Source organism: Serratia sp. (in: enterobacteria) (genome assembly GCF_051654945.1).
Taxonomy (GTDB): Bacteria; Pseudomonadota; Gammaproteobacteria; order Enterobacterales; family Enterobacteriaceae; genus Chania.
The window spans coordinates 630,157-652,179 of record NZ_JBOFZA010000118.1 but is presented as its reverse complement, the minus strand read 5'-3'; the positions used below and the strand labels follow the sequence as shown (position 1 = coordinate 652,179).

The following is a 22,023-nucleotide window of genomic DNA, read 5'->3' as shown; positions in this document are numbered from 1 at the left end:
CGCTCTAAAATTATGCTTTAGGTTCCGCTGCCGCCGGGGCCTGGTAGCCACCCCCCAACGCGCGTACCAATGCTATCTTCGCCTGCATCAAATTGCTGCTGGCATTCAGTTGTGCCTGTTGCTGCTGTAATAGCAGCGTCTGGCTGGTCAACAGTTCATCACGCCCAATCACCCCTGCCTGGTATTTGGCGTTGGCAACCCGGTACACCTCCTGCATGGATTGGGAGGCGGAGGCTGCCTGCAGCAGCTGTTGGCTACTGCTCTGCTGAATGGTGATGGCGTCGGCCGTTTCCTGTAACGCATTGAGGATCGTTTGGTTATAGGAGCCTACCGCCTGATCGTAAAGCGCAGATTCTTCACCCAGCTTGCTGCGTAGCGCACCGGCGTGGAAGATTGGCAAGGAAATGGCTGGGACCACGCCCCACGCCTGGCTGGCGGCTTCAAACAGATTCGGGCTGGTGCCGCCGACGTTGGTGGTGGTCAAGCCAGCAAAGGCCGAGATCGACAGGCTAGGGTAGAACTCTTTGCGTGCCGCACTGACTCGTTGGTTGTAGGACTCCACCAGTTGGCGCTGTGCGGTGATATCCGGGCGCTTACCCAGTAAATCGGCAGTCAGTTCGCCTTGGGGAGCCAGTTGCTCCTCGGCAGGCAGTGCCACCGGACGCAGCGATTGCAGCGCATTCGGGCCAAGGCCAGCCAGGGCGGCCAACTGGTGTTTTAGCTGCTCAGTCTGTGACTGTAATTGAATGATCTGCTGCTTGGCACTGTCGGCTTGTGCCTGGGTCTGTTGCGGGATTTCCACGCCGTAGATCCCGGCTTTATATTGCTTTTGGCGCAGATCGGCCAGGCGCTGGTTGTTATCCACCTCCTGTTGCAGCACATTCTCCAGCGCGTAATTGGCCTGCAACTGGTAATAGGCTGAGGCTACCGAACTGGTCAACGTCAAGGCGGCCTGTGCCTGTTCGGCACGGGCGGCATCAATCTGCGCTTTTGCCGCATTGACCTGATTGCGGTATTTGCCCCACCAGTCAAACTCATAGGCCAGATTCAAACCCAGTGAGTTAGAGGATTCATACACCGGGTTGGGCAGATAGCCAAAGCCCAGGTTGGTGTTTTGTGCCAGGCGCTGGCGGTTGATGCTGGCATTCAGATCCAGATTGGGGCCGTTGGCGGCGCTGGCTTCACCCGCCACGCTTTGGGCCTCACGCACGCGAGCGCCAGCCTGTTGCAGCGAAGGTGAGTTTTGCAGCGTCTGGGTCATCAGGCTATCAAGCTGTGGGTCGTTAAGCGTACGCCACCACTGCGGGCTTATGGCCAGCGAACTGACTTTCGGCTGGGCAAGCTGCAACTGTTGCGGGTCCATCATCTTGGATTGCGGGGCAATATTGTCGGTAGATGCGCACCCCGCCAGCAAAAGAACGGCGAACAGCGGGGTGTATCTCCAGGTTAACGGGGATCGCATAAAATTAATTACCTGAACAGGAATTATTGGGATAACTGTTCTGAAACTTCCATCTGATCCAAACGGGTCAACAATTTGCGCGTCAGCGTTTCAAGCTGTTGCTGCTCCTCGTCGTTGAGCGTGGACCATAGGAAATGCAGACATTTATGCTGCGGTGGCAGCAATTGTTCGAGAAACGCTTCCCCAGCCTGCGTCATGTGCAGATGCAGGCAGCGGCGGTCGTGGTCGCTTTCCCTACGCTCAATCCATCCTCGTTTCTCCAGTTCATCGGCGATGCGGGTGGCATTGGTGCGTGACGAACCCAAGGCAGAGCTTAGCTCAGAAGGCTGAATGCTGTGGTTTTCCTGCGCATCCAGCGTAATGAGAGCCATAAACAAGGTTTCGTTGATTCCCTGTGCTTTGAGCATCTTATTACGATTTTCCAACAGCTTGCCTTGCATATGCATACACAGGCGGGTCAGCAGGATTTCCTGGTATGGGAAGTCTTTCTGACGTTTGGCGCGGAAATTCAGCATTTGCTCTATGGGGGTAAACGAGCTTTCCATAATTTAGTGCCTCATTAATTTCGTTCGGTATAGTAACGATAGTGATTAATAATGTAAATCTTCAGCAAGGGGAATAATTTAGCAATTCGTGTCATTTGTAAGTTGTTTGTAAATGCTTAACGCCACAGACTGTAAGGTCTTGTGATAGAAGGCACAAATTTTGCCGATCCGCGGGCTGAGATAGGTAAGTTTTGTTTATGTTACTGGGCGGAGTACTACGACATCGTGCGGAGTGATAGCAGAAAATCTTACGTCAGTAAGGTCGTTCATCGTGGTTCAGGGCACAGGATGTATAGGTCACCAATAATTCACGGCAAGAATATTACCAGAGTGTAAGTAATTTTTACACCCTGGGCCCTAATAAATTTCCATGATTACTATTTGCTTGCTAACTAGGTGGTGGCCGGCCCCTGCGGGTCATGGCGCTTGCCACGCCACCAGGTCAGCAGATTCAGTACGCACAGCACGCCACCAATCGCTGCTACGCCGTTCCAGCCAGCATGTTGATAAGCGGCAGCGGAAAGCACCGAACCCACGGCACCACCGATAAAATAGCTGGTCATGTAGCCGGCGGTCAGGCGGTTACGCGCTTCTGGCATGATACGGTAAATCACGCTTTGGTTGGTGACATGCACCCCTTGTACCGCCAGATCCAGCACCAGAATGCCGACGATCAAGGCCCACAGGGAATACTGTGCCAGCGCGATAGGGATCCAGGACAGCAACAGCAGGACCAGCCCAATGCTGGTGGTCTGCCCCGCTTTGCCCTTATCGGCCAGATGACCGGCGCGAGAAGCGGCCAATGCTCCGGCAGCCCCCACCAGACCAAAGAGCCCAATCACGCCTTCGGAGTAACCAAAAGGCGGTGAGGCCAGCAGGAAAGCCATCGAGGTCCATAACACACTGAAGTTGGCGAACGACAGTGCGCCGATGATCGCCCGGGTGCGTAGTATTGGCGTGAAGCAGAACAGGGAAAAGATGGATTTCAGCAGTTGTGGATAGTTCAGGCCTGAATGCAGCTTGTAACGTGGTAAAGCGCGCCACAGCAGCAGAGCCATCAGGATCATCAGCACGCTGGCTACCCAGTAGATGGTGCGCCAGCCGCCGAGGGTCGCTAAGGCACCGGCGACGGTTCGTGCCAACAGGATGCCGAGCAGCAGCCCACTCATGATGATGCCGACGGTTTTACCGCGTTTTGCCGGGTGCGCCAAGGTTGCGGCGAGTGGCACTAAAAGCTGGGCCACGACGGAGAACAAGCCGGTAAGGGCCGTTCCGAGGATCATCATCGATAAGGTGCTGGATGAGGCGGTGATCAACATGCCCCCGGCGGCTAACAGCGTCATAAAGACGATCAGCCCACGGCGCTCAAACATATCGCCCAGTGGTACTAGAAACAGCAGGCCAACCGCATAGCCTAGCTGAGCGGCGGTGACGATAAACCCGGCCTGGTTAACCGACAGATTAAAATTTTGTGCGATGGTTTCCAGCAGCGGCTGGGCGTAGTAGTTGCTGGCTACCGCCAGGCCGGTGGCCATCGCGATCAGCAGCGTTAGTGCAGGGCTAAGGCCCGGGTGTTTGGTTGGTGGGTTCATTAGGTCTTCAATAATGGAAAAACTGTGATCAAAGTATCAGACACAACAGAATGTTAAGGCAATGTATAATTTTTATCAGTATGCCGGATGCCCCTCACCCCAACCCTGGGGGAGGGTTGGGGTGAGGGGAAAACGTTATGACTTGGCAGCTTCTGCGGCGGTTTTCACCCAGCCGTCAAACGTAGCCTGGTGAGCCTTGATCCAACCATTAACATGGTTTTGGATCTCGGCCTGAGAAGCCTGGCCGGCATGCATCTGCAGGTTCTGTGCGTTCACATCGGCAATCGGCAGCTTCATGATGGCGAACAGCTTGGCGGCGGCAGGGTTGGCCTGTGCCCACTGCTTATTGGCGGCAATATGCATGGTGTTGACCGGGAAGCCGTAGTTAGAGCCGTTCGGCAGCTTGGTATCGACATCTTTCTGCACGCCCGGCAGAGAAGAGAACGGCACTTGCAGCCAGACAACGTCACGCCCTGGCACCATGACATCGCTGACCCAGTATGGCGTCCAGGTGTAATACAGCACCGGTTTGCCTTCTTTAAAGCGGGTGATGGTATCGGCGATCATCGCAGCGTAGTTACCCTGATTGTGCTCCACGGTTTTGCTCAGGCCGTAGGCGTCAATCTGGTGATTAATCACCGCTTCACAGCCCCAGCCCGGCGTACAGCCGGTCAAGTCCGCCTTGCCGTCACCGTTGGTATCAAACAGCTTGGCAATTTTTGGATCTTTTAGCTGCTCAACGTTGGTGATGTGATACTGATCGGCGGTTTTTTTGTCGATCAGGTAACCCTGAGCAGCGCCGCTGACGTAAGCCCCTTCGCGATAAAATTTGCTATCGCCACCGGCCGCCTTGTACTGATCGGCGTGTAACTGATCCCAGTTCACCGCCAGAAAAGTGGCATCCCCGGCGGCAATAGAGGTGTAGGCCACGTTGTAGTCAACTTCGCGAGGTTCTTTCACATCATAGCCGAGCTTTTCCAGCGCCTTGCTGACCAGCAGCGTCTGGAAGGTTTCCTCGGAGATGGTGCTTTGTATCGGTTGTACCGAAATACCTTTTCCTGGCAAATCAGCAGCGGAAGCAACCTGTGAACCAAGCAGTGTGGTAAGGGCAATCGCCCAGATCCCTGTAGTGCGCATAGTTTTTCCTCTGTTATTGATGTTGTTTGGAGATAGCCCGCCAGAGCACCAAGCCGCTGGCGGGTAGAACGGTTAGGCTTTTTTGATAAACGGGCGAGCGATCAACCCGATAGGGCCGTGGGTATACCAGCGGCCAAGCCCTTTACTGCGGCGATCGCGCCCCAGCGACTGGGTGAGGCGATCGAGGATGATGGCCAGAATGACGATACCGACGCCACCGACGGCAGCCAGCCCCATATCCAGGCGGCCGATACCGCGCAGCACCATCTGGCCCAGACCGCCGACGGCGATCATCGAGGCGATCACCACCATCGACAGCGCCAGCATCAGCGTCTGGTTAACCCCGGCCATAATGGTTGGCATGGCCAGCGGCAACTGCACTTTAAACAGCAGTTGGCGTGGGCTGGCCCCAAAGGACTCGGCGGCTTCGATCAGATCTTCCGGTACCTGCTTGATGCCCAGAATGGTCAGACGCACGATTGGCGGCAGGGCGAAGATGATCGTCACCACTACCCCCGGCACGTTACCAATACCGAACAGCATGACGATCGGCACCAGGTAGACGAAGGCCGGAGTAGTCTGCATCGCGTCGAGCAGTGGCCGGATCACCTTGGCGGCATGTTTGCTGCGCGCCAGCCATATTCCCAACGGCAGTCCGATCAGGATGCAGAAGAACAGGGCGGTGAGCACCAGCGCCAGCGTAACCATCGCCTGCGACCAGGCGCCGATAGCACCGATGGCGACTAGCGACAGTAGCGTGGCGGCACCCATGCCCAGGCTGGATATCTGCCAGGCGATCAGCGAGAACAGCACAATCGCCAGCGGGGCGGGCATGCCCAGTAAAAACTGCTGGAAACCGCTGAGGATGAAATCCACCGGCACGCGAATGCCCTGGAACAGCGGACGGAAATGCAGTACCAGCCAATCAATGCCGTGGGTGACCCAGGTGTCAAACGGCACCCAAGCCTTGTGGAACGGATCCAGCAGGCTAAAGTGCTCGGGTTCCACCGGGGCGCTGTTAAGCCAGTCAGCGCTCTGTGAGGCCTGATTTGCGGCATCGTGCGGCACGCTGTCTACCGGTGCGCCGGTTGACCAGGGATCGCTGCTGGTGGCAGCGGCGTCGTTGGGGGGTGTGGAAGCAGTTGCCCACGGATCCTGATTATCACTCATTCGTAGGGCCCTCTTTATCTAAAGCCTGCAACAGCATGCCTTTGGAAATAATACCGATATAGTTGTTCTCTTCCCCGACCACCGGCACGGCGCAAGGGGCCTGTGCGACCAGTGAGATCAGCTCGCTCAGCGGCATATCGGCCGGAACGGGCAGTGGAGCATCCAGCAGGGCGTCGTCCAGCGTTTGGTTGGCCGCCAGCGCCTGCTTGAGAGAGTCTATCGATACCACGCCGATAAATTTCTGGCCGCGTTCAAGCACGTAGCCATAGTCACGGTCTTCATCACGCAGGATCTGCAACGCAGAGCGCGGACCAAAACCGGGGGTCTTACGGATCAGGGTCACCGGGCGACGTTTGGCGATATCTTTGGCACTGAAAACGTGGCTGATATCGACGCCGCGGAAGAAGGTGCGTACATAATCGTTGGCCGGATTATTTAAGATTTCATCCGGCGTGCCGACCTGGATCACTTCACCGCCCTGCATAATGGCAATGCGATCGCCAATACGCATCGCTTCATCCAGATCGTGAGAAATAAATACGATGGTGCGCTGGTGTTTCGCCTGTAATTTGACGAGCTCATCCTGCATCTCGGCACGTATTAATGGGTCCAGCGCAGAGAAGGCTTCATCCATTAACAATATATCCGGATCGTTAGCCATGGCACGGGCTAAGCCCACACGCTGACGCATGCCGCCGGACAGTTCATCGGGATAAGCGTTGGCATAATTTTCCAACCCAACCTGACGCAAAGCGTCCAGCGCTTTATCCTGACGTTCCTGTAACGGAATACCCGCTAACTCCATACCGAAAGCGGTATTATTTAATACGTTCATATGCGGCATTAAGGCGAATGACTGGAACACCATGCTGATCTTATTTCGCCGTACGGTGCGCAGCGCAGCATCGGATATTTTGGATATATCCTCGCCGTCGATCAGCACCTCACCGCGGGTGGGTTCTATCAGACGATTGAGAAGGCGTACCAAGGTGGATTTACCGGAACCGGAAAGCCCCATGATGACAAATATCTCGCCTTCTTCAATGGCCAGAGAGGCGTTCTTGACGCCCAGTGATAACCCCGTTTTTTCCAGCAGCTGGTCTTTAGTCAAACCTTTGTCTATCAGCTTAAATGCGCGTTCCGGGTGCTCACCAAATATCTTATATAAATTTTTAACTTCTAGTTTAATTGCCATGCAATTCGCTGTTTCCTGTGGTTTATTATCAAACGATAAAATTGTCCTAATAGAAAATAAGAGTGCCCCATACCCTAACACACTGACATTCTGAGACAACCCTCAATGTCAATATCGTCGGATTTTTCTGCCAATATCTGGCGTGATGATGGGCCATAATTAGCCGGTTTTTGCATAGTTAATTAACCGTAATCATTTAGAGGAAATGACCGGATATATTGGCAAATACCACAACTATTTTGGGCGATATAGCGGCCAATTAATGCATGCATAATAATATTCGGCATGCATTAATCAACGGCAGGAAAATCAGCAGGTTTAGCGCTCTGGATCAGAGCGTGGGTTCTTCACTGTTGGTGGGGATCACCACCAGCTCCACCTGTTGTTGCTGCAACAAGTTTCCTAATGCGGAAGGTGGGGGCGTATCGGTGAACAGGGCGGTCGCCTGGCGGGTGTTGCCGATCTCTACTGCCGCAGAGGCGTGGAACTTGGTATGGTCTGCTGCCAGCAGAATATGACGGGAATGTGCCATCATCGCTTTCACCACGCTGGACTCATTCACGTCAAATTCCAGCAGATCGCCGTTGGCCTCGATCGCACCGATGCTGGTGATCAGATAGTCGGCACGAAAACCCTCCACAAAGCTGACGGCGCTCGGGCCGATGATGCCACCATTATTCGGGCGCAGCGTACCGCCGGGCACCATCACTTCGAACTCGGTGTTTTTATACAGGATATGCGCCACCCGCAGGCTGTTGGTAATGATGCGCAGGTGGCTGTGGTTCATCAGCGCCCGGGCAACGTGCTCAACGGTGGTGCCGATGGTGATAAATATGGTGGAGCGATCCGCAATGTAATCGGCGATGGCTTCCGCAATCGCCATTTTCTCTTGTGTGTATGAGAGTTCGCGTTGCTCAAAGGCAGTGTTGACCACGCTGGAGGCACGGCCAGCGCCACCATGGTGGCGAGTGATCAGCCCTTGCTCGCTCAGCTTACGAATATCACGCCTGACGGTTTGTGTGGAAACCTCCAGCAATAGCGCCAGCTCGTCGATGTTCATATAGCCGCGCTTGGCGATCAACTGAATCAGCTGATCGTGGCGTGGGTTGCCGGTAAGTTCAGTCAGACTCATGTTCCACTCTCTTAATCGGGTCATCAGGGCATCATATTATACAAAACTGGCCAGGAAAGAGTCTGTTTGATCACAATTGGGGATGCCCGCCCGCCCGCCGGGGCGGGTACACTTCAATGCGGCAACTGCATTGGCGTAGCGTACCGCCTGGGCAATATCGGGTTGTGAACCCAGAGCTACCGCCAGCGCACCGTGAAAAACGTCGCCAGCTCCCGTCGTATCCACGACCTCAACCTGAAAGCCCGGCTGATGTTTCAGTTGATCGTTTTCCAGCCAGAAACAACCATGTTTACCCTGAGTGACATAAATTTGTCCGTTTTTGTCATTTTTGGCGGCACGCAGGCCCGGTTCGACATCCGTTTTTCCCGTCATTCGCAGCAAACCCGGTTCGGAGAAGGCGGCATGGTCGGCCAAAGCCACCAGCGGACGGATATCTTGCGGTGTGATATCGGCATCCAACAGCGTGGTGACGCCTGCGCGGCGGGCCAAGGTGAAGGCGGTCAGCGCCCCTTGATGCCAGCGCACGTCCGCCAACACCACGTCATACTGGCTAAAGTCGATGTCATGGAGCCAGTCGGCGTCTTCGGGCAAATCTGGGCTGGGATGGTTGATGATCATACGCTCACCCTGGGCGTCCACCAGCACGGCTGATTGAGATGAACGCGCCTGTGGGTAACGGCGCGCATGCTTGACATTGACGCCATAGCTGCCCAGCTCGGTCAATAACGTTTGCCCGGTAGCATCGTCCCCGACGCGGCCAATGAAATCCACTTCCGCGCCCAGTCTGGCTGCAGCTACCGCTGCCGTTGCTGCCGGGCCGCCACCGATTTCATAGTAGTCCAGGGCGACATATTTCCCCCCGCCTTCGGGCAGCTTTTCTACGTAATACAGGCGGTCTTGCACTGCAATGCCTACGCACGCGATTCGAGTCATGGTCTGGTTCTCTGGTGATTAGTCGGCGGTTAGTGAACGGCTTTTCAACAAAAAGTGGCTGCCGATCACGCTGCCATCATTTTAATTCACTCAAATGTTAAAAGAGTGACGCCTGTCAATTTTTTGACTATAAATTACAAATACGATCAAAAACAGACAAAAACGGTCTGATTTATGGCCGCAGAGTTGACACGAAGATGACAAGGGTAACCAACAGGAGAGAACCATGGCACAGATCGCATTTATCGGGTTAGGGCAAATGGGCGCGCCGATGGCCAGCAACCTGCTCAAGCAGGGGCACCGGCTGAACGTTTTTGATATCAGCCCGGCGGCGGTCAGCGCCTTGGTGGCACAGGGGGCCGCAGCGGCAACCAGTCCGGCGCAGGCGGTACAGGACGCGGAGTTCGTCATCACCATGTTGCCTAACGGCGAGTTGGTGCATGAGGTGCTCTTCGGTGCCGAAGGGGTGTGCTCCACATTATCGCCTGCGGCATTAGTGATTGATATGTCCACCATCCATCCACTGCAAACCGACCGGCTGATTGCCCAGATGCAGGCTCGGGGCTTTAGCCTGATGGATGCCCCGGTTGGGCGGACTTCCGACCACGCCCAGGCCGGTACGTTGTTGATCTTGGCCGGTGGCAGCGCCGAACAGGTAGAGCGTGCGAAGCCAGTGCTGATGGCGATGGGATCGGAGCTGATTAACGCTGGCGGGTCGGGTATGGGGATCCGCGTGAAGCTGATCAACAACTACATGAGCATCGCGTTGAATGCGCTGTCTGCCGAAGCGGCGGTGCTGTGCGAGGCGCTGGGGTTATCGTTCGACGTGGCGTTGAAAGTGATGAGCGGTACACCGGCAGGTAAAGGCCATTTCACCACCTCCTGGCCGAACAAGGTGCTGAAGGGCGATCTCAGTCCGGCATTCATGATCGATCTGGCGCACAAGGATCTGGGTATCGCGCTGGACGTAGCCAATCAGTTGCACGTTGCCATGCCGATGGGTGCGGCTTCGCGCGAAGTATACAGCCAGGCGCGGGCCAGCGGGCGCGGGCGTCAGGATTGGAGTGCCATTTTGGAACAGGTTCGTGCTGCTTCGGGCAGAGCGAACAACGCGTAACACTAAACATCATTGCAGCTGATATTCAGCGCGCAAAGAGGAGAAGAAATGCCTTATTTATCTGGTAACACCATGATCCAACACGCCTGGGAAAACGGCTATGCCATTGGCGCATTCAGCGCACATAACGCCGAAACCATTCGCGCCATTTTGCTGGCCGCCGAACAGGAGCAGGCCCCGATCATGATTCAGGTGGGGCAGAAAGTGATTAGCGTGATGGGCCTGGATCCCATGAAGGCGATGATCGACGCGTTTATGCACGATATCACGGTGCCGGTATGTATCCATCTGGATCACAGCCGCAGCTTTGAGCAGACCATGCAGGCAGTGCAGGCTGGGTTCCAATCGGTGATGTTTGATGGCTCGCATCTGTCATTTGACGAAAACGTGCGTATTACCCGCGCCGTGGCGGATGTAGCCCACGCGCTGAACATTGGGGTCGAAGGCGAGATCGGCAAGATCGGCGGCACCGAGGATGATATTTCGGTCGATGAAAAGGACGCGCTGATCACCAGCAGTAGCGAAGCGTTGCAATTTTCTGAATTGACCACGGTGGATTACCTGGCGGTATCCATCGGCACGGCACATGGCCTGTACAAGCAAGAGCCCAAACTGGCATTCGAACGCTTGCAGGAGATCCGCGAGATCGTCAAAAAGCCGATTGTGCTGCACGGCGGCTCTGGCGTACCGGACGATCAGATCCGCAAGGCGGTGTCGTTGGGCGTTGCCAAGGTGAACGTGGACACCGAACTGCGGCAGGCCTTCACCCAAGGCATGGCCGAAGTACTCGACAAGGATCCTGACGAGTTTGTCCTGGCGGTGTCGCTCGGCCATGGCCGTGATGTGATGCAGGCCAAGGTCGCGGAAAAAATCAGGCTGTTCGGCAGCCAGGGTAAAGCCGCTCAGTTTTAAGTATCCGTTGCGCGGCAGGCTGCCGCGCTAATCATAAGGCGCAGATTATGACCACCATTCAACGCCAGCATTTTGGCGAGCATCAGGGACAGGCGGTTTCCCTGTTCACCTTGACCAATGCCAACGGCATGCGGCTGTGCGTGACCGATTACGGCTGCATCATTACTCAGCTTTGGGTGCCGGATCGTCATGGGCAGTTGGAAGATATCGTGATGGGATTCGACAATTTGGCGGCTTATCAGGCCGGGCATCCCTTCTTTGGTGCGATTGCCGGACGCTGTGCCAACCGTATCGCCGGTGGCCGCTTCAGCATCGATGGCCAGGAATACATTCTGGCCACCAACGAACTGCCGACGGGGCAACATCTGCACGGCGGGCGTCAGGGTTTTGACAAGTATGTCTGGCAGGCGCAGGAAGACGGCGACGGCATTATTTTCAGCCGTACCTCCAGCGATGGCGAAGAAGGCTATCCGGGTAATTTGCAGGTCAGCCATCGTATCGGCCTGACGGAAGATGACGTGATGACGCTGAGCTTTGCGGCACAGACGGACAAACCGACGCTGGTCAATCTGGTCAATCACAGCCATTACAACCTGCGGGGCCACCAGCACCTGATCCACGATCAGCAGCTCAAGATCGAAGCCGACTTCATCACTCCGGTTGATGAAAGCACCATGCTGCCGACCGGTGAGATCCGCCGCGTAGCAGGCACGGCCTTTGATTTTCGCAACGCCCGTCGTCTGGGGGATGCCATGTTGCACCGCCCGGCACAGGACTTTGATATGAACTACGTGCTCAAGCCGGGCGACGGTGCTTTGCATCCCGCAGCAAGCCTGACCTGCCCGCAAACCGGGCGCGTGATGGAAGTCCATACCTCGCTGCCGGGCGTGCAGTTTTATAACGCCTTCAAGCTTTCCAACAAGATCTGGAACGGCAAGGCCGGTCATCGCTATCAGGCATTTTCCGGCATTTGCCTCGAAACCCAGGCGTTCCCGGACAGCATTCACCATGCCCATTTTGGCAACGTGGTGCTGCGCCCAGGGGAAAACTATCACAACCGGACTGAACACCGCTTCAGCACCGTGGCCTAGATTTACTCGATTACTGGAAGCAATGCGATGAAAAATAAAGCAAAAATAGGCGTGTTGGCGCTAGGCCGCACGACCTTCGACGTGCCCTACGCACAACAGATGTTGGCGCAGGCCTGGCAGGCGCTGAGTAGCATGGATATCGAACTGGTTGGCGAGCCGGTATTGCAGTTTGATGCCGAATCGGCCCTGAAAATGTTGCCCGCACTGAAACAGGCCGATCTCGATCTGCTGCTGATCCTGCAAGTGACCTTTACCGATGCCTCTCTCACTACTGAAGTGGTGCGTGGTTTCCCGGTGCCCACGGCGATGTGGTCATTCCCGGAAGCGCGTACCGGCGGCCGCTTGCGCCTGAATTCTTTCTGCGGGGTGAATCTGGCCTGCCATGCCCTGAGCCGTGAAGCCATTAACGTGCAAACGCTGCACGGTTTGCCGGACGACCGCCGGGTGATTAACGAATTGCAGCAGTTGGCGCAGGCCGCGGCGATCGTTAAACGCTTCAAACAGGCCAAGGTGATGGTGATTGGCGAACATCCACTGGGCTTTGACGCCTGCAACTACAACCAACAGCAGTTGACGCAGCACTTTGGCGTTGAGGTCACTCGCCAGCCCGTGCTGGAGTTTATCGACGAGGTGAAAGCGCTGCCGGATAGCGTGGCCGATGCGCCTTATGCCCGCCGTGCCAAAGATTTCCCCAACCTGGCGGAAATGGACCAAACCGCGACCCGTAAGACGCTCAAGGTTTACTCTGCCCTGCGTGAAAAAGCGCAGCGCGAAGGATATACCGGCATTGCCGTGCGCTGCTGGCCGGATTTCTTCACCGACTACGGCTGCGCGGCCTGTGGGGCGCTGGCGTTAATGAACGAGGACAAAGTGCCCTGTGGCTGCGAAGCCGACATGTTTGGCGTGCTCTCTTCGCTGATGGCGCAGTGGGCCTCTGGCAATGCGGCATTTAATACCGACCTGGTGGATATCGATCCACAGGATAACAGCGTGGTGTTCTGGCACTGCGGGCAGGCGCCGATCGAAATGGCCGATCGTGATGGCCCGGTGCAGGCCACCATCCACTCCAACCGCAAGCTGCCTCTGTTGTCTGAATTTGCTCTCAAACCGGGACGCATCACGCTTTGCCGCATCACTCAGGGCGAAGGCAAGCTGCGCCTGATGCTGGCCGGTGGCGACATGATCAAGGCTCCGCTGGCCTTTTCCGGCACCGCCGGTACCGCGCGGCTGGATGTCGATGCCGACACTTACCGCCAGCGCCTGATTGCGGCGGGGATGGAGCATCACACCTCATTGGTTTACGGCGAGCACCGCCCACTGCTGCGTAAAGTGGCCGGCCTGCTTGGTTTGGACGTGATTGAACTGACCTGAGCGGGCGACGAACGCTTGGGCAAATACGGCATTTAACCTCTTGGAGAATGGATCATGGCTTCTCAGCACGGTTTGGAACTGACGCAACACGCAGGCGGATTTACGCTGACCTTTCAGCAGCGAGTGCTGCTACAACACACGCCAGAGGCTCCGTGCCTGTGGATTGGGCGCGGCAAGGCGGATATCGAGATGTTCCGCGGCAACTTCAGCATCAAAGACCAGCTCAGTGAAAAACTGGCGCTGACCGAAACCCAGATCGCTCCGCAGGGTAAAGGCTGGCTGATCCGTTTTAGCCGGGGCGATGTGGCCCAGTGTACGCTGGCAATCACCACCGATGCGCAAGGGCGCTTGGAAATGCAACTGCGCAACAGTGACGAACTGAATAACCGTATGTGGCTGCGTCTGGCGGCCCAGCAGGAAGATCACGTGTATGGCTGCGGCGAACAGTTCTCCTACTTCGATCTGCGCGGTAAACCTTTCCCATTATGGACCAGTGAACAGGGCGTTGGCCGTAACAAGCAGACCTATGTCACCTGGCAGGCAGACTGCCAGGAGAACGCCGGTGGGGATTACTACTGGACCTTCTTCCCACAGCCGACCTTTGTCAGCAGCCAGAAATACTACTGCCACGTAGAAAACAGCTGCTACATGAACTTCGATTTTTCTGCCCCGGAGTTCCATGAGCTGGCGATCTGGCAGGATCAGGCAGTGCTGCGCTTCGACTGCGCCGACAGCTACATCTGCCTGCTGGAAAAGCTGACCGCGTTGCTTGGCCGCCAGCCGGAGCTGCCGGACTGGGTGTATGACGGTGTGATCCTGGGTATTCAGGGCGGTACCGAGGTCTGCCAACAGAAACTGGACGTGATGCGCGAGCATGGCGTCAAGGTCAGCGGGATCTGGGCGCAGGATTGGGAAGGGCGGCGTGTTACCTCGTTCGGCAAACGCCTGATGTGGAACTGGCGCTGGGACAGCGAGCTGTACCCGGAGCTGGATAAGCGCATCCCACAGTGGAAAAAAGAAGGCGTACGTTTTCTGGGATACATCAACCCCTACGTGGCCATCGAGAAAGAGCTGTATGCCGAAGCGGCAGAAAAAGGCTATCTGACCAAGGATTACGCCGGCAAAGACTATCAGGTCGAGTTTGGCGAGTTCTATGCGGGCGTGGTCGATCTTACCAAGCCGGAAGCGTATGACTGGTACAAGAACGTCATCAAACAGAACCTGATCGAGTTTGGCCTCGACGGCTGGATGGCGGACTTTGGCGAATATCTGCCGACCGACACCGTGCTGCATAACGGCATCGATGCGGAAATCATGCACAACGCCTGGCCAGCCCTGTGGGCCAAATGCAACTACGACGCGCTGGAGGAAAGCGGCAAGCTCGGCGAGATCATGTTCTTTATGCGCGCGGGCTACACCGGCAGCCAGAAGTACTCGGTGATGATGTGGGCGGGCGATCAGAACGTGGATTGGAGCCTGGACGATGGCCTGGCCTCGGTGATCCCGGCGGCGCTGTCGTTGGCGATGACCGGCCACGGCCTGCATCACAGCGATATTGGCGGCTACACCACGCTGTTTGAGATGAAACGCAGCAAAGAATTGCTGATGCGCTGGTGCGAATTCTGCGCCTTCACGCCGGTAATGCGTACCCATGAAGGTAATCGCCCGGATTCTAACTGGCAGTTTGATCACGACGTAGAAACCATCCGCCAGTTTGCCCGCATGACTGGGGTGTTCACCGCCCTTAAGCCGTATATCAAGCAGGCGGTGGCGCTCAATGCGCAGTCCGGTTTGCCGGTGATGCGCCCGCTGTTCCTGCACTATGAAGACGATGCCCACACCTACAGCCTGAAATACCAATACCTGTTTGGTCGCGACCTGCTGGTGGCACCGGTGCATGAAGAAGGGCGCACCGACTGGACGCTCTATCTGCCGCAGGATAGTTGGATCAACCTGTGGACCGGCGAGCCGCACAGCGGAGGGACAGAGGTGACGATAGCGGCACCTATGGGCCAGCCGCCGGTGTTCTACCGGGCGGATAGCGAGTGGGCCGAGTTGTTTGCCTCGCTGCGCACGCTGTAATCACCCATTGTCAGCCGCCAGTTGCCGGATGGCGAGGGCGGCTAAGGAGAATCACCATGAGTGAAGCTAATCAGGATCCGGTGAAGCTGATATTGCCCCTGCGCGAGAAATTCGCCTACGGCATAGGCGATGTCGGCTCCAACCTGCTGTTGTGTGTCGGTACGCTGTATCTGCTGAAGTTTTATACCGATGTGTTAGGCATTCCGGCCGCGTGGGGTGGGCTGATCTTCCTGATCTCGCGCTTCTTTACCGCCTTTACCGACATAGGCACCGGGCTGATGCTCGATTCCCGGCGCAATATTGGCCCCAAAGGCAAGTTCCGGCCGTTTATCCTGTATGCCTCCATGCCGGTGGCATTGCTGGTGGTGGCCAACTTCATCGGCGTCGGCGCTTCGTTCGACGTCACGATTAAAACGGTGATCGCCACCCTGATCTTTATGGCGTTCGGGCTGTTCTTCAGCATGATGAACTGCTCTTACGGCGCGATGGTGCCGGCGATGACCAAAAACCCGCAGGAACGTGCGCAACTGGCTGCCTGGCGGCAGGGCGGGGCAACGGTGGGATTGTTGCTGTGTACCGTGGCGTTTGTGCCGATCCTGTCGCTGTTTGACGGGCGTCCACAGGTTGGTTATCTGGTGGCGGCGGCGATCTTCGCCTTCGTCGGGATGTTGTGCATGTGGTGGTGCTATTCCGGCGTCAAAGAGCGCTACGTCGAAATCCCGAAAGCGGGCGCACCCAAGCCGGGGCTGTTACAGTCCTTCAAGGCGATCGCCGGTAACAAACCGCTGTTCGTGTTGTGCATCGCCAACCTGTGCACCTTGGCGGGCTTCAACATCAAGCTGGCGATCCAGATCTACTACACCCAGTACGTCCTCAACGATATTACCCTGCTGTCTTATATGGGCTTCTTCAGCATGGGCTGCATCCTGCTTGGGGTACTGCTGGTACCAACGGTAGTGAAGCGCTTTGGCAAGAAAAACGTCTATCTGGGCGGCCTGTCGCTGTGGATCCTCGGCGACGCCATGAACTATATGTGGGGCAATACCTCCACGTTGTTTGTGCTGTTCTCTTGCCTGGCGTTCTTCGGCACGGCGTTCGTCAATAGCCTCAACTGGGCGCTGGTGTCGGATACCGTCGAATACGGCGAGTGGAAAACCGGCGTGCGTTCGGAAGGCACGGTGTATACCGGCTTTACCTTTTTCCGCAAGGTTTCCCAAGGGTTGGCAGGCTTCTTCCCTGGCGTGATGCTGGCCTATATCGGTTATGTCCCCAATGTGGCGCAGGGGGCTGGCACGTTGGAAGGCTTGCGGCAGTTGATCTTCCTCTATCCTTGCGGTTTGGCGGTGCTGACCGCATTGACCATGGGGCTGTTCTATCACCTGACGGAGAAAAACTACCTCAAGATCGTCGGTGAGCTGGAAGACCGTAAGCGGGCTGCCAGCCCGGCGATGTAATCGGCTCGGCGTTAATCGGGGCGAATTTATTCGCCCCTGTAACCTGTAAGACGAAGGGTGTAAGACAATAATAAGGACCAGCAAGATGGCCAACTCATTACCCTACCAAGATCCCGTCACGCTGCGGTTGCCGCTGCGCGAAAAGTTCGCCTACGGCATGGGGGACTTCGGCTCCAACCTGATGTTGTGTATCGGTACTTTGTATTTGCTGAAGTTCTATACCGATATTCTGGGGCTACCCGCCATTTACGGTGGTGTGATCTTCCTGATCGCCAAATTCTTCACCGCCTTCACCGATATGCTGACTGGTGTGCTGCTGGATTCCCGGCGCAATATTGGCCCTAAAGGCAAGTTCAGACCATTTATCTTTTATGCTTCGCTGCCCGTGGCGTTGGTTGCCGTAGCCAACTTCCTGAATACCGGTTTTAGCCTGAATACCAAAACCGTGCTGGCAACCGTGCTGTTTATGCTGTTCGGCCTGTTCTACAGCCTGATGAACTGCTCCTATGGGGCGATGGTGCCAGCGATCACCAAGAACCCGCAGGAACGTGCACAACTGGCCGCTTGGCGACAAGGAGGGGCAACGTTGGGGCTGCTGCTGTGCACCGTGGGCTTTGTCCCCATCCAGATGTTGTTCACTTCACGCCCGGAGATGGGCTATCTGGTTGCTGCGGTGGCGTTTGCGACCTGTGGCGTATTTTGCATGTGGTGGTGCCATGCCGGGGTCAAGGAACGCTATGTTGACGTGGTGCCGGCGCATCATAAACCCGGCATCTTCAAATCCTTCCGTGCGATTTTCCAGAACCCGCCGTTGCTGGTGTTGTGCATCGCCAACCTGTGTACGCTGGCGGCGTTTAACATCAAGCTGGCGATCCAGGTTTATTACACCCAGTACGTGTTACACGATATCCATTTGCTGTCCTATATGGGTTTCTTCAGCATGGGCTGCATCCTGATTGGCGTGCTGATGGTGCCGGCGGCGGTGAAGCGCTTTGGCAAAAAGCGGGTCTACCTGGGTGGGCTGTTGCTGTGGTGCCTGGGCGATCTGTGTAACTACGCCTGGGGCGATAGCTCGGTCTCTTTCGTCGCGTTCTCCTGCATGGCGTTCTTCGGCACTGCGTTCGTCAACAGCCTGAACTGGGCGCTGGTGCCCGATACCGTTGACTACGGTGAATGGAAAACTGGCATCCGCGCGGAAGGCTCGGTGTATACCGGCTATACCTTCTCACGCAAGATCTCCGCTGCGTTGGCGGGATTATTGCCGGGCATTATGCTGACGCAAATCGGCTATATCCCGAATGTTGCGCAGTCCGCCTCGGTGCTCAAAGGCCTGCGTGAGTTAATCTTTATTTATCCCTGCATCCTGGCGATGGTGGCCGCCGTGATGATGGGATGCTTTTATAAATTAAATGAGCAGCTATTTATGCAAATAATAGCCGAAATTAATCACAACAAAGCCAATAGGGAAGAAATAGGCGAGCCTCATCCGGCAATCAATCCAACCATAATCAAAGAAGTCTAATCCAGGAACATTACCAATAATAATGCCTAGCTGTCATGCCTGACGGTATGACGGCGGGTTTACTGCATCCTTTTATCCGTTTTAATGTCACAAGGAAACTCGACAATGTCTATTTTCTGGGGTTCTAGCATAAAAAAAACCAATGCGGCACTGCTGGTCACCATTCTGTTCGTTTCGGCCAGCGCTCAGGCCGGGCGTGCCTATCTGGAAACTCGTGAGGCTTATAACACCGCCTCGGAGTTAAACGAAATCATCCTGCGCGGTGGCTATAACTTTGACGGCGGTGCCGGTGTAATGGCGACTAACGCCTATAACATTGGCAAGTTTGATCAGCTCAAGCACAGTTATAACGAGCTGGAAGGCTGGTATCCGCTGTTCCGGCCAACGGACAAATGGACGGTTTCCCCTGGCGGGCTGGTCAACTCAAGCAGCGCGGGTTCCGGCGGTGCCGTGTATCTGGATAACAACTATAAGTTCCTGCCGTTTTTCAACCTGACCGTACGCTATCGCTATAACCATAATAACTATGACTCAATCGATTTTAACGGCAACCCGGCGCGTAACGATACCCATGAAATTGCCAACTACTGGAACTTTAAACTCAGCGATCAATTGAATTATACCTTCGAACCACATTACTTTATCCGGGTGAACGACTTCCATAGCAAAAATGGCAAGAGCCACCACTGGGAAATTACCAACAAGTTCAGCTATAAAATCGATACCCATTGGATGCCTTATCTGGAACTGCAATGGCTGGATCGCTGGAACGATTATAACAAGGAGCAATACCGTATTCGCGTCGGGTTGCGCTATACCTTCTGAGTCATGTTAATAAAAAACGGCCAAATATAAACCGTAGGGGGCGCCGTATATACTGCGCCCGTTTCAGCCTACGCCTTACGGTACAAACGGCGGGGATGGCCGATATTGCCGTAGCGCATTTCGACGCGCACAAACTGGCTTGTCACGCAGTATTCCAGATAACGGCGGGCGGTGGTTTTACTGATGCCAGCCTGCGCCACCACGTCCTCCACCGCATGGGCCACATCCGGTTGATTGATAAACAGTGCCTGCACCAGCTCAAGGGTAATGGTTTCAATCCCTTTGGCGCTGGGTTCGTTGGAAAACTGTTTGGATTGCAGGTTATACAGCGCATCGACGCTGCTCTGGTCAATGACCTTGAAGGTGCGCTGGGTCTGCACAAATTGCATAAAGCGTTCCAGCGAATTGCGTAGCCGCTTATAGGATACCGGTTTGATGATGTAGTCGAAGGCCCCGTTACGGATGGCCTGGCTACAGGTATGCATATCGCTGGCCGCCGTGATAAAAATCACCGAACAACCGGGCTGTTTGACCGCCGCCTCTTCCATCAGTGCAATCCCCTGGCCGTCCGGCAGAAAGTTGTCCAGCAGGATCAGCCGAGGTTGGTGAGCATTTACCTTGGCCCGGGCCTCCGCCAACGTTGCGGCATAGGCCACCACCCGTAGGTTGAAGTTCCGCTCAAGAAATTCGGCGTGCAGCGTGGCCAGTTGCGGCTCATCTTCCACGATCAGAACGTCTAACGTCTCAGGTTGCATAGGTGGGTTCCGGGTGCTTAAGCTTTGGGGATAAACAGCGAGAAAATGGTGCCGTGTGGATCGTTGTCCGACACTTCAATGCTGCCATGTGCCTGTGCAACATGGCTGGCTACCAGATGCAGGCCAATACCGTGGTCGCCCTTGTCTTTGGTCGTCACGCCTTGTTCAAATAGCGTATCACGAACCTGCGGCGCAATCCCGGTGCCGTGGTCGGCCACTTCGATCACCAGCTCGTTGCTGCTGTCATTGATATAGAGTTCGACCGCTTGGTGTGGTGCCGGGCAACGCAACGTAGCATCGAAGGCATTATCCAGCAGGTTGCCGATAATCGACATCAGTTCGGTTTCGTTCAGCGCAGCGGGGATTTGGCGCAACTGGCAGGCGGGATCGAAACGCAGTTCGATGCCCTTTTCCCGCGCGCTGGAGTATTTGCCCAGCAGCAGGCCACACAGCGCGGCGGAGCTGAAGCGTTGGGAAATAAAATCGAGGATCTCCTGTGCGCCTTCCGACTGGGCTTCCACATAGCGGATGGCTTCATCATAACGCTGCATATGCAGCAACCCGGCGAGCGTGGCAGTCCAGTTGAGCTGTTCGTGGCGCATGATGCGCAGGTTGTCGGCATAGCGTTTCACCTGGCTGAGCTGGCTGCTGAGCGTGTTGATATCGTTCTTGTCGCGAAAGCTGATCACCCAGCCCTGGAGCTCATCTTCCTGCATAATCCGTACCCGGCTGGCGATCACCCGCACATGGTTGAAGCGGCACACTTCATCGTGGGTGTCGTGCCCCAACTGTTCAGTGGCAAAGAAATCGGGCTGTGACTGGATGATCTCACCGATATGCTGCCCCATCAGATTATTGGCGGGTTGGCGCAGATCCAGCAGCTCACGGGCGGCGTGGTTAATGGTGATGATGCGCAGTTGCGGATCTATGGCGATCACGCCTTCATAGATGGCTTCCAGCAGCGCCTTCTGTTGGCGTACCAGCAGCGCGATTTCTTTGGGTTCCAATGAAAACATCTGGCGTTTCAGGTTTTTCGATAACAGCCAGGAAAAAATAAACAGCGCCATCAACAGCAACACGATTGAGGCAACGATCTGGGTTAACGTGCGGGCATTTAAACTGTCAATATGGGATTTAAGATAGCCCACGGAAACGATGCCAATGACCTGGTTATTATCATCCATGATCGGTGCTTTGCTGCGCAATGAAATACCGATCCCCCCTTTACGGATGGAGATAATACTTTTGCCTTCCAACACTTCTTTATTATCACCACCCACCATCGGGGTTCCCAGGCGATCGGTGTGTTCGGAATGGTAAAGGTGCAGGGTCTGGCGGTCGCCGATCACAATATAGCTGGCATCGCTGCTGGCGCGGATTTTTTTCATCAGCGTGGCGATGTATTGCGTATCGTTATTTTCAACGGCAGTGACCAGAGAGGGGATCAGCGCAATCTCACGTGCCTGCACCTGTGCTCGAGCCCCCAAATCCCGGTGAAGCTGGGCATCTAACTGGTAGTAGGTATAAACACCGATTAACGTCAATAGCACGCAGGAAAAGGCAACCAGGCACAGGAACAGTTTGATATGAAATGAGAGCTTGATGCGCATGGTGTGCCGTTGATCCTAAAGTCCGTCTGAGCGCTTACCCTATCATGAGTCGCACCTGAAGTAATATTGCCCAAGATCAAGTTGTGAGCAGTTGCACGGCTTTATTGTAAGGGGAATA

The 22,023-nt window shown here is 55.6% G+C and carries 18 protein-coding genes; 8 read left to right on the top strand and 10 right to left on the bottom strand.

Annotated elements, in window-relative coordinates:
- Positions 1-10 precede the first annotated feature (10 nt).
- From ACRDCA_RS28430 to ACRDCA_RS28395, 8 genes are all read right to left on the bottom strand, one after another.
- Entirely contained in the window at positions 11-1,462 is a 1,452-nt protein-coding gene (locus tag ACRDCA_RS28430; RefSeq protein ID WP_438692490.1) for an efflux transporter outer membrane subunit, read from the bottom strand.
- A gap of 23 nt (positions 1,463-1,485) precedes the next feature.
- Complete coding sequence (mprA, locus tag ACRDCA_RS28425) at positions 1,486-2,007, bottom strand: transcriptional repressor MprA (protein ID WP_021807601.1); 522 nt, start codon at positions 2,005-2,007, stop codon at positions 1,486-1,488.
- A 392-nt stretch (positions 2,008-2,399) separates the two neighbouring features.
- Positions 2,400-3,599 carry an MFS transporter gene (locus ACRDCA_RS28420; RefSeq protein ID WP_438692489.1) on the bottom strand — a complete coding sequence of 400 codons (1,200 nt, stop codon included), beginning with the start codon at positions 3,597-3,599 and terminating at the stop codon, positions 2,400-2,402.
- Between the two features lie 135 nt (positions 3,600-3,734).
- Positions 3,735-4,736, bottom strand: coding sequence for a glycine betaine/L-proline ABC transporter substrate-binding protein ProX (proX, locus tag ACRDCA_RS28415; protein ID WP_438692488.1), 1,002 nt, complete (start codon positions 4,734-4,736; stop codon positions 3,735-3,737).
- 72 nt (positions 4,737-4,808) lie between these two features.
- Positions 4,809-5,906, bottom strand: a complete 1,098-nt coding sequence (proW, locus tag ACRDCA_RS28410; RefSeq protein WP_438692487.1) for a glycine betaine/L-proline ABC transporter permease ProW — start codon at positions 5,904-5,906, stop codon at positions 4,809-4,811.
- Positions 5,899-7,101 (bottom strand): glycine betaine/L-proline ABC transporter ATP-binding protein ProV, encoded by a 1,203-nt coding sequence (gene proV, locus ACRDCA_RS28405; protein WP_438692486.1) that lies wholly within the window; start codon positions 7,099-7,101, stop codon positions 5,899-5,901. The genes proW and proV overlap by 8 nt, the downstream gene beginning before the upstream one ends.
- Positions 7,102-7,432: 331 nt before the next feature.
- The gene (locus ACRDCA_RS28400) at positions 7,433-8,233 is read right to left on the bottom strand and encodes a DeoR/GlpR family DNA-binding transcription regulator (protein WP_438692485.1); all 801 of its coding nucleotides are present in this window, start codon (positions 8,231-8,233) and stop codon (positions 7,433-7,435) included.
- A 36-nt stretch (positions 8,234-8,269) separates the two neighbouring features.
- On the bottom strand, positions 8,270-9,166 hold the full coding sequence (locus tag ACRDCA_RS28395) for a sugar kinase (protein ID WP_438692484.1): 897 nt from the start codon (positions 9,164-9,166) through the stop codon (positions 8,270-8,272).
- A 226-nt stretch (positions 9,167-9,392) separates the two neighbouring features.
- Between ACRDCA_RS28395 and yihU the strand changes: the two genes are divergently transcribed.
- The 8 genes from yihU (at position 9,393) to ompL (ending at position 19,540) form a co-directional block, all read left to right on the top strand.
- Complete coding sequence (gene yihU / locus ACRDCA_RS28390; RefSeq protein ID WP_438692483.1) at positions 9,393-10,283, top strand: sulfolactaldehyde 3-reductase; 891 nt, start codon at positions 9,393-9,395, stop codon at positions 10,281-10,283.
- A gap of 48 nt (positions 10,284-10,331) precedes the next feature.
- Positions 10,332-11,195 (top strand): class II fructose-bisphosphate aldolase, encoded by an 864-nt coding sequence (locus ACRDCA_RS28385; protein WP_438692482.1) that lies wholly within the window; start codon positions 10,332-10,334, stop codon positions 11,193-11,195.
- Positions 11,196-11,242: 47 nt separating this feature from the next.
- Positions 11,243-12,286, top strand: a complete 1,044-nt coding sequence (locus ACRDCA_RS28380) for an aldose epimerase family protein (protein ID WP_438692481.1) — start codon at positions 11,243-11,245, stop codon at positions 12,284-12,286.
- 27 nt (positions 12,287-12,313) lie between these two features.
- Positions 12,314-13,657 (top strand): L-fucose/L-arabinose isomerase family protein, encoded by a 1,344-nt coding sequence (locus tag ACRDCA_RS28375; RefSeq protein WP_438692480.1) that lies wholly within the window; start codon positions 12,314-12,316, stop codon positions 13,655-13,657.
- Positions 13,658-13,711: 54 nt separating this feature from the next.
- Positions 13,712-15,739, top strand: a complete 2,028-nt coding sequence (locus ACRDCA_RS28370) for an alpha-glucosidase (RefSeq protein ID WP_438692479.1) — start codon at positions 13,712-13,714, stop codon at positions 15,737-15,739.
- A gap of 56 nt (positions 15,740-15,795) precedes the next feature.
- Positions 15,796-17,193, top strand: a complete 1,398-nt coding sequence (locus tag ACRDCA_RS28365; RefSeq protein WP_438692478.1) for an MFS transporter — start codon at positions 15,796-15,798, stop codon at positions 17,191-17,193.
- Positions 17,194-17,278: 85 nt separating this feature from the next.
- Positions 17,279-18,715: an MFS transporter gene (locus tag ACRDCA_RS28360; protein WP_438692477.1), complete on the top strand. Its 1,437-nt coding sequence runs from the start codon at positions 17,279-17,281 to the stop codon at positions 18,713-18,715.
- 129 nt (positions 18,716-18,844) lie between these two features.
- Complete coding sequence (ompL, locus tag ACRDCA_RS28355; RefSeq protein ID WP_438692525.1) at positions 18,845-19,540, top strand: porin OmpL; 696 nt, start codon at positions 18,845-18,847, stop codon at positions 19,538-19,540.
- Positions 19,541-19,608: 68 nt separating this feature from the next.
- On the opposite strand, the gene ACRDCA_RS28350 is transcribed toward ompL, so the two are convergent.
- Both ACRDCA_RS28350 and ACRDCA_RS28345 read right to left on the bottom strand, forming a co-directional pair.
- A complete protein-coding gene (locus tag ACRDCA_RS28350; protein WP_438692476.1) occupies positions 19,609-20,295 on the bottom strand; it encodes a response regulator in 687 nt (228 codons plus the stop codon).
- Between the two features lie 17 nt (positions 20,296-20,312).
- The gene (locus ACRDCA_RS28345) at positions 20,313-21,905 is read right to left on the bottom strand and encodes an ATP-binding protein (RefSeq protein WP_438692475.1); all 1,593 of its coding nucleotides are present in this window, start codon (positions 21,903-21,905) and stop codon (positions 20,313-20,315) included.
- Positions 21,906-22,023: the final 118 nt, after the last annotated feature.

Coding starts and splice junctions, on each gene's coding strand:
- ACRDCA_RS28360 (WP_438692477.1), top strand. CDS start 17,279: ATGGCCAACTCATTACCCTACCAAGATCCCGTCACGCTGCGGTTGCCG.
- proW (WP_438692487.1), bottom strand. CDS start 5,906: ATGAGTGATAATCAGGATCCGTGGGCAACTGCTTCCACACCCCCCAAC.
- proX (WP_438692488.1), bottom strand. CDS start 4,736: ATGCGCACTACAGGGATCTGGGCGATTGCCCTTACCACACTGCTTGGT.
- ACRDCA_RS28430 (WP_438692490.1), bottom strand. CDS start 1,462: ATGCGATCCCCGTTAACCTGGAGATACACCCCGCTGTTCGCCGTTCTT.
- ACRDCA_RS28345 (WP_438692475.1), bottom strand. CDS start 21,905: ATGCGCATCAAGCTCTCATTTCATATCAAACTGTTCCTGTGCCTGGTT.
- ACRDCA_RS28350 (WP_438692476.1), bottom strand. CDS start 20,295: ATGCAACCTGAGACGTTAGACGTTCTGATCGTGGAAGATGAGCCGCAA.
- ACRDCA_RS28375 (WP_438692480.1), top strand. CDS start 12,314: ATGAAAAATAAAGCAAAAATAGGCGTGTTGGCGCTAGGCCGCACGACC.
- ACRDCA_RS28370 (WP_438692479.1), top strand. CDS start 13,712: ATGGCTTCTCAGCACGGTTTGGAACTGACGCAACACGCAGGCGGATTT.
- ACRDCA_RS28380 (WP_438692481.1), top strand. CDS start 11,243: ATGACCACCATTCAACGCCAGCATTTTGGCGAGCATCAGGGACAGGCG.
- ACRDCA_RS28365 (WP_438692478.1), top strand. CDS start 15,796: ATGAGTGAAGCTAATCAGGATCCGGTGAAGCTGATATTGCCCCTGCGC.
- yihU (WP_438692483.1), top strand. CDS start 9,393: ATGGCACAGATCGCATTTATCGGGTTAGGGCAAATGGGCGCGCCGATG.
- ACRDCA_RS28400 (WP_438692485.1), bottom strand. CDS start 8,233: ATGAGTCTGACTGAACTTACCGGCAACCCACGCCACGATCAGCTGATT.
- proV (WP_438692486.1), bottom strand. CDS start 7,101: ATGGCAATTAAACTAGAAGTTAAAAATTTATATAAGATATTTGGTGAG.
- ACRDCA_RS28395 (WP_438692484.1), bottom strand. CDS start 9,166: ATGACTCGAATCGCGTGCGTAGGCATTGCAGTGCAAGACCGCCTGTAT.
- ACRDCA_RS28385 (WP_438692482.1), top strand. CDS start 10,332: ATGCCTTATTTATCTGGTAACACCATGATCCAACACGCCTGGGAAAAC.
- mprA (WP_021807601.1), bottom strand. CDS start 2,007: ATGGAAAGCTCGTTTACCCCCATAGAGCAAATGCTGAATTTCCGCGCC.
- ACRDCA_RS28420 (WP_438692489.1), bottom strand. CDS start 3,599: ATGAACCCACCAACCAAACACCCGGGCCTTAGCCCTGCACTAACGCTG.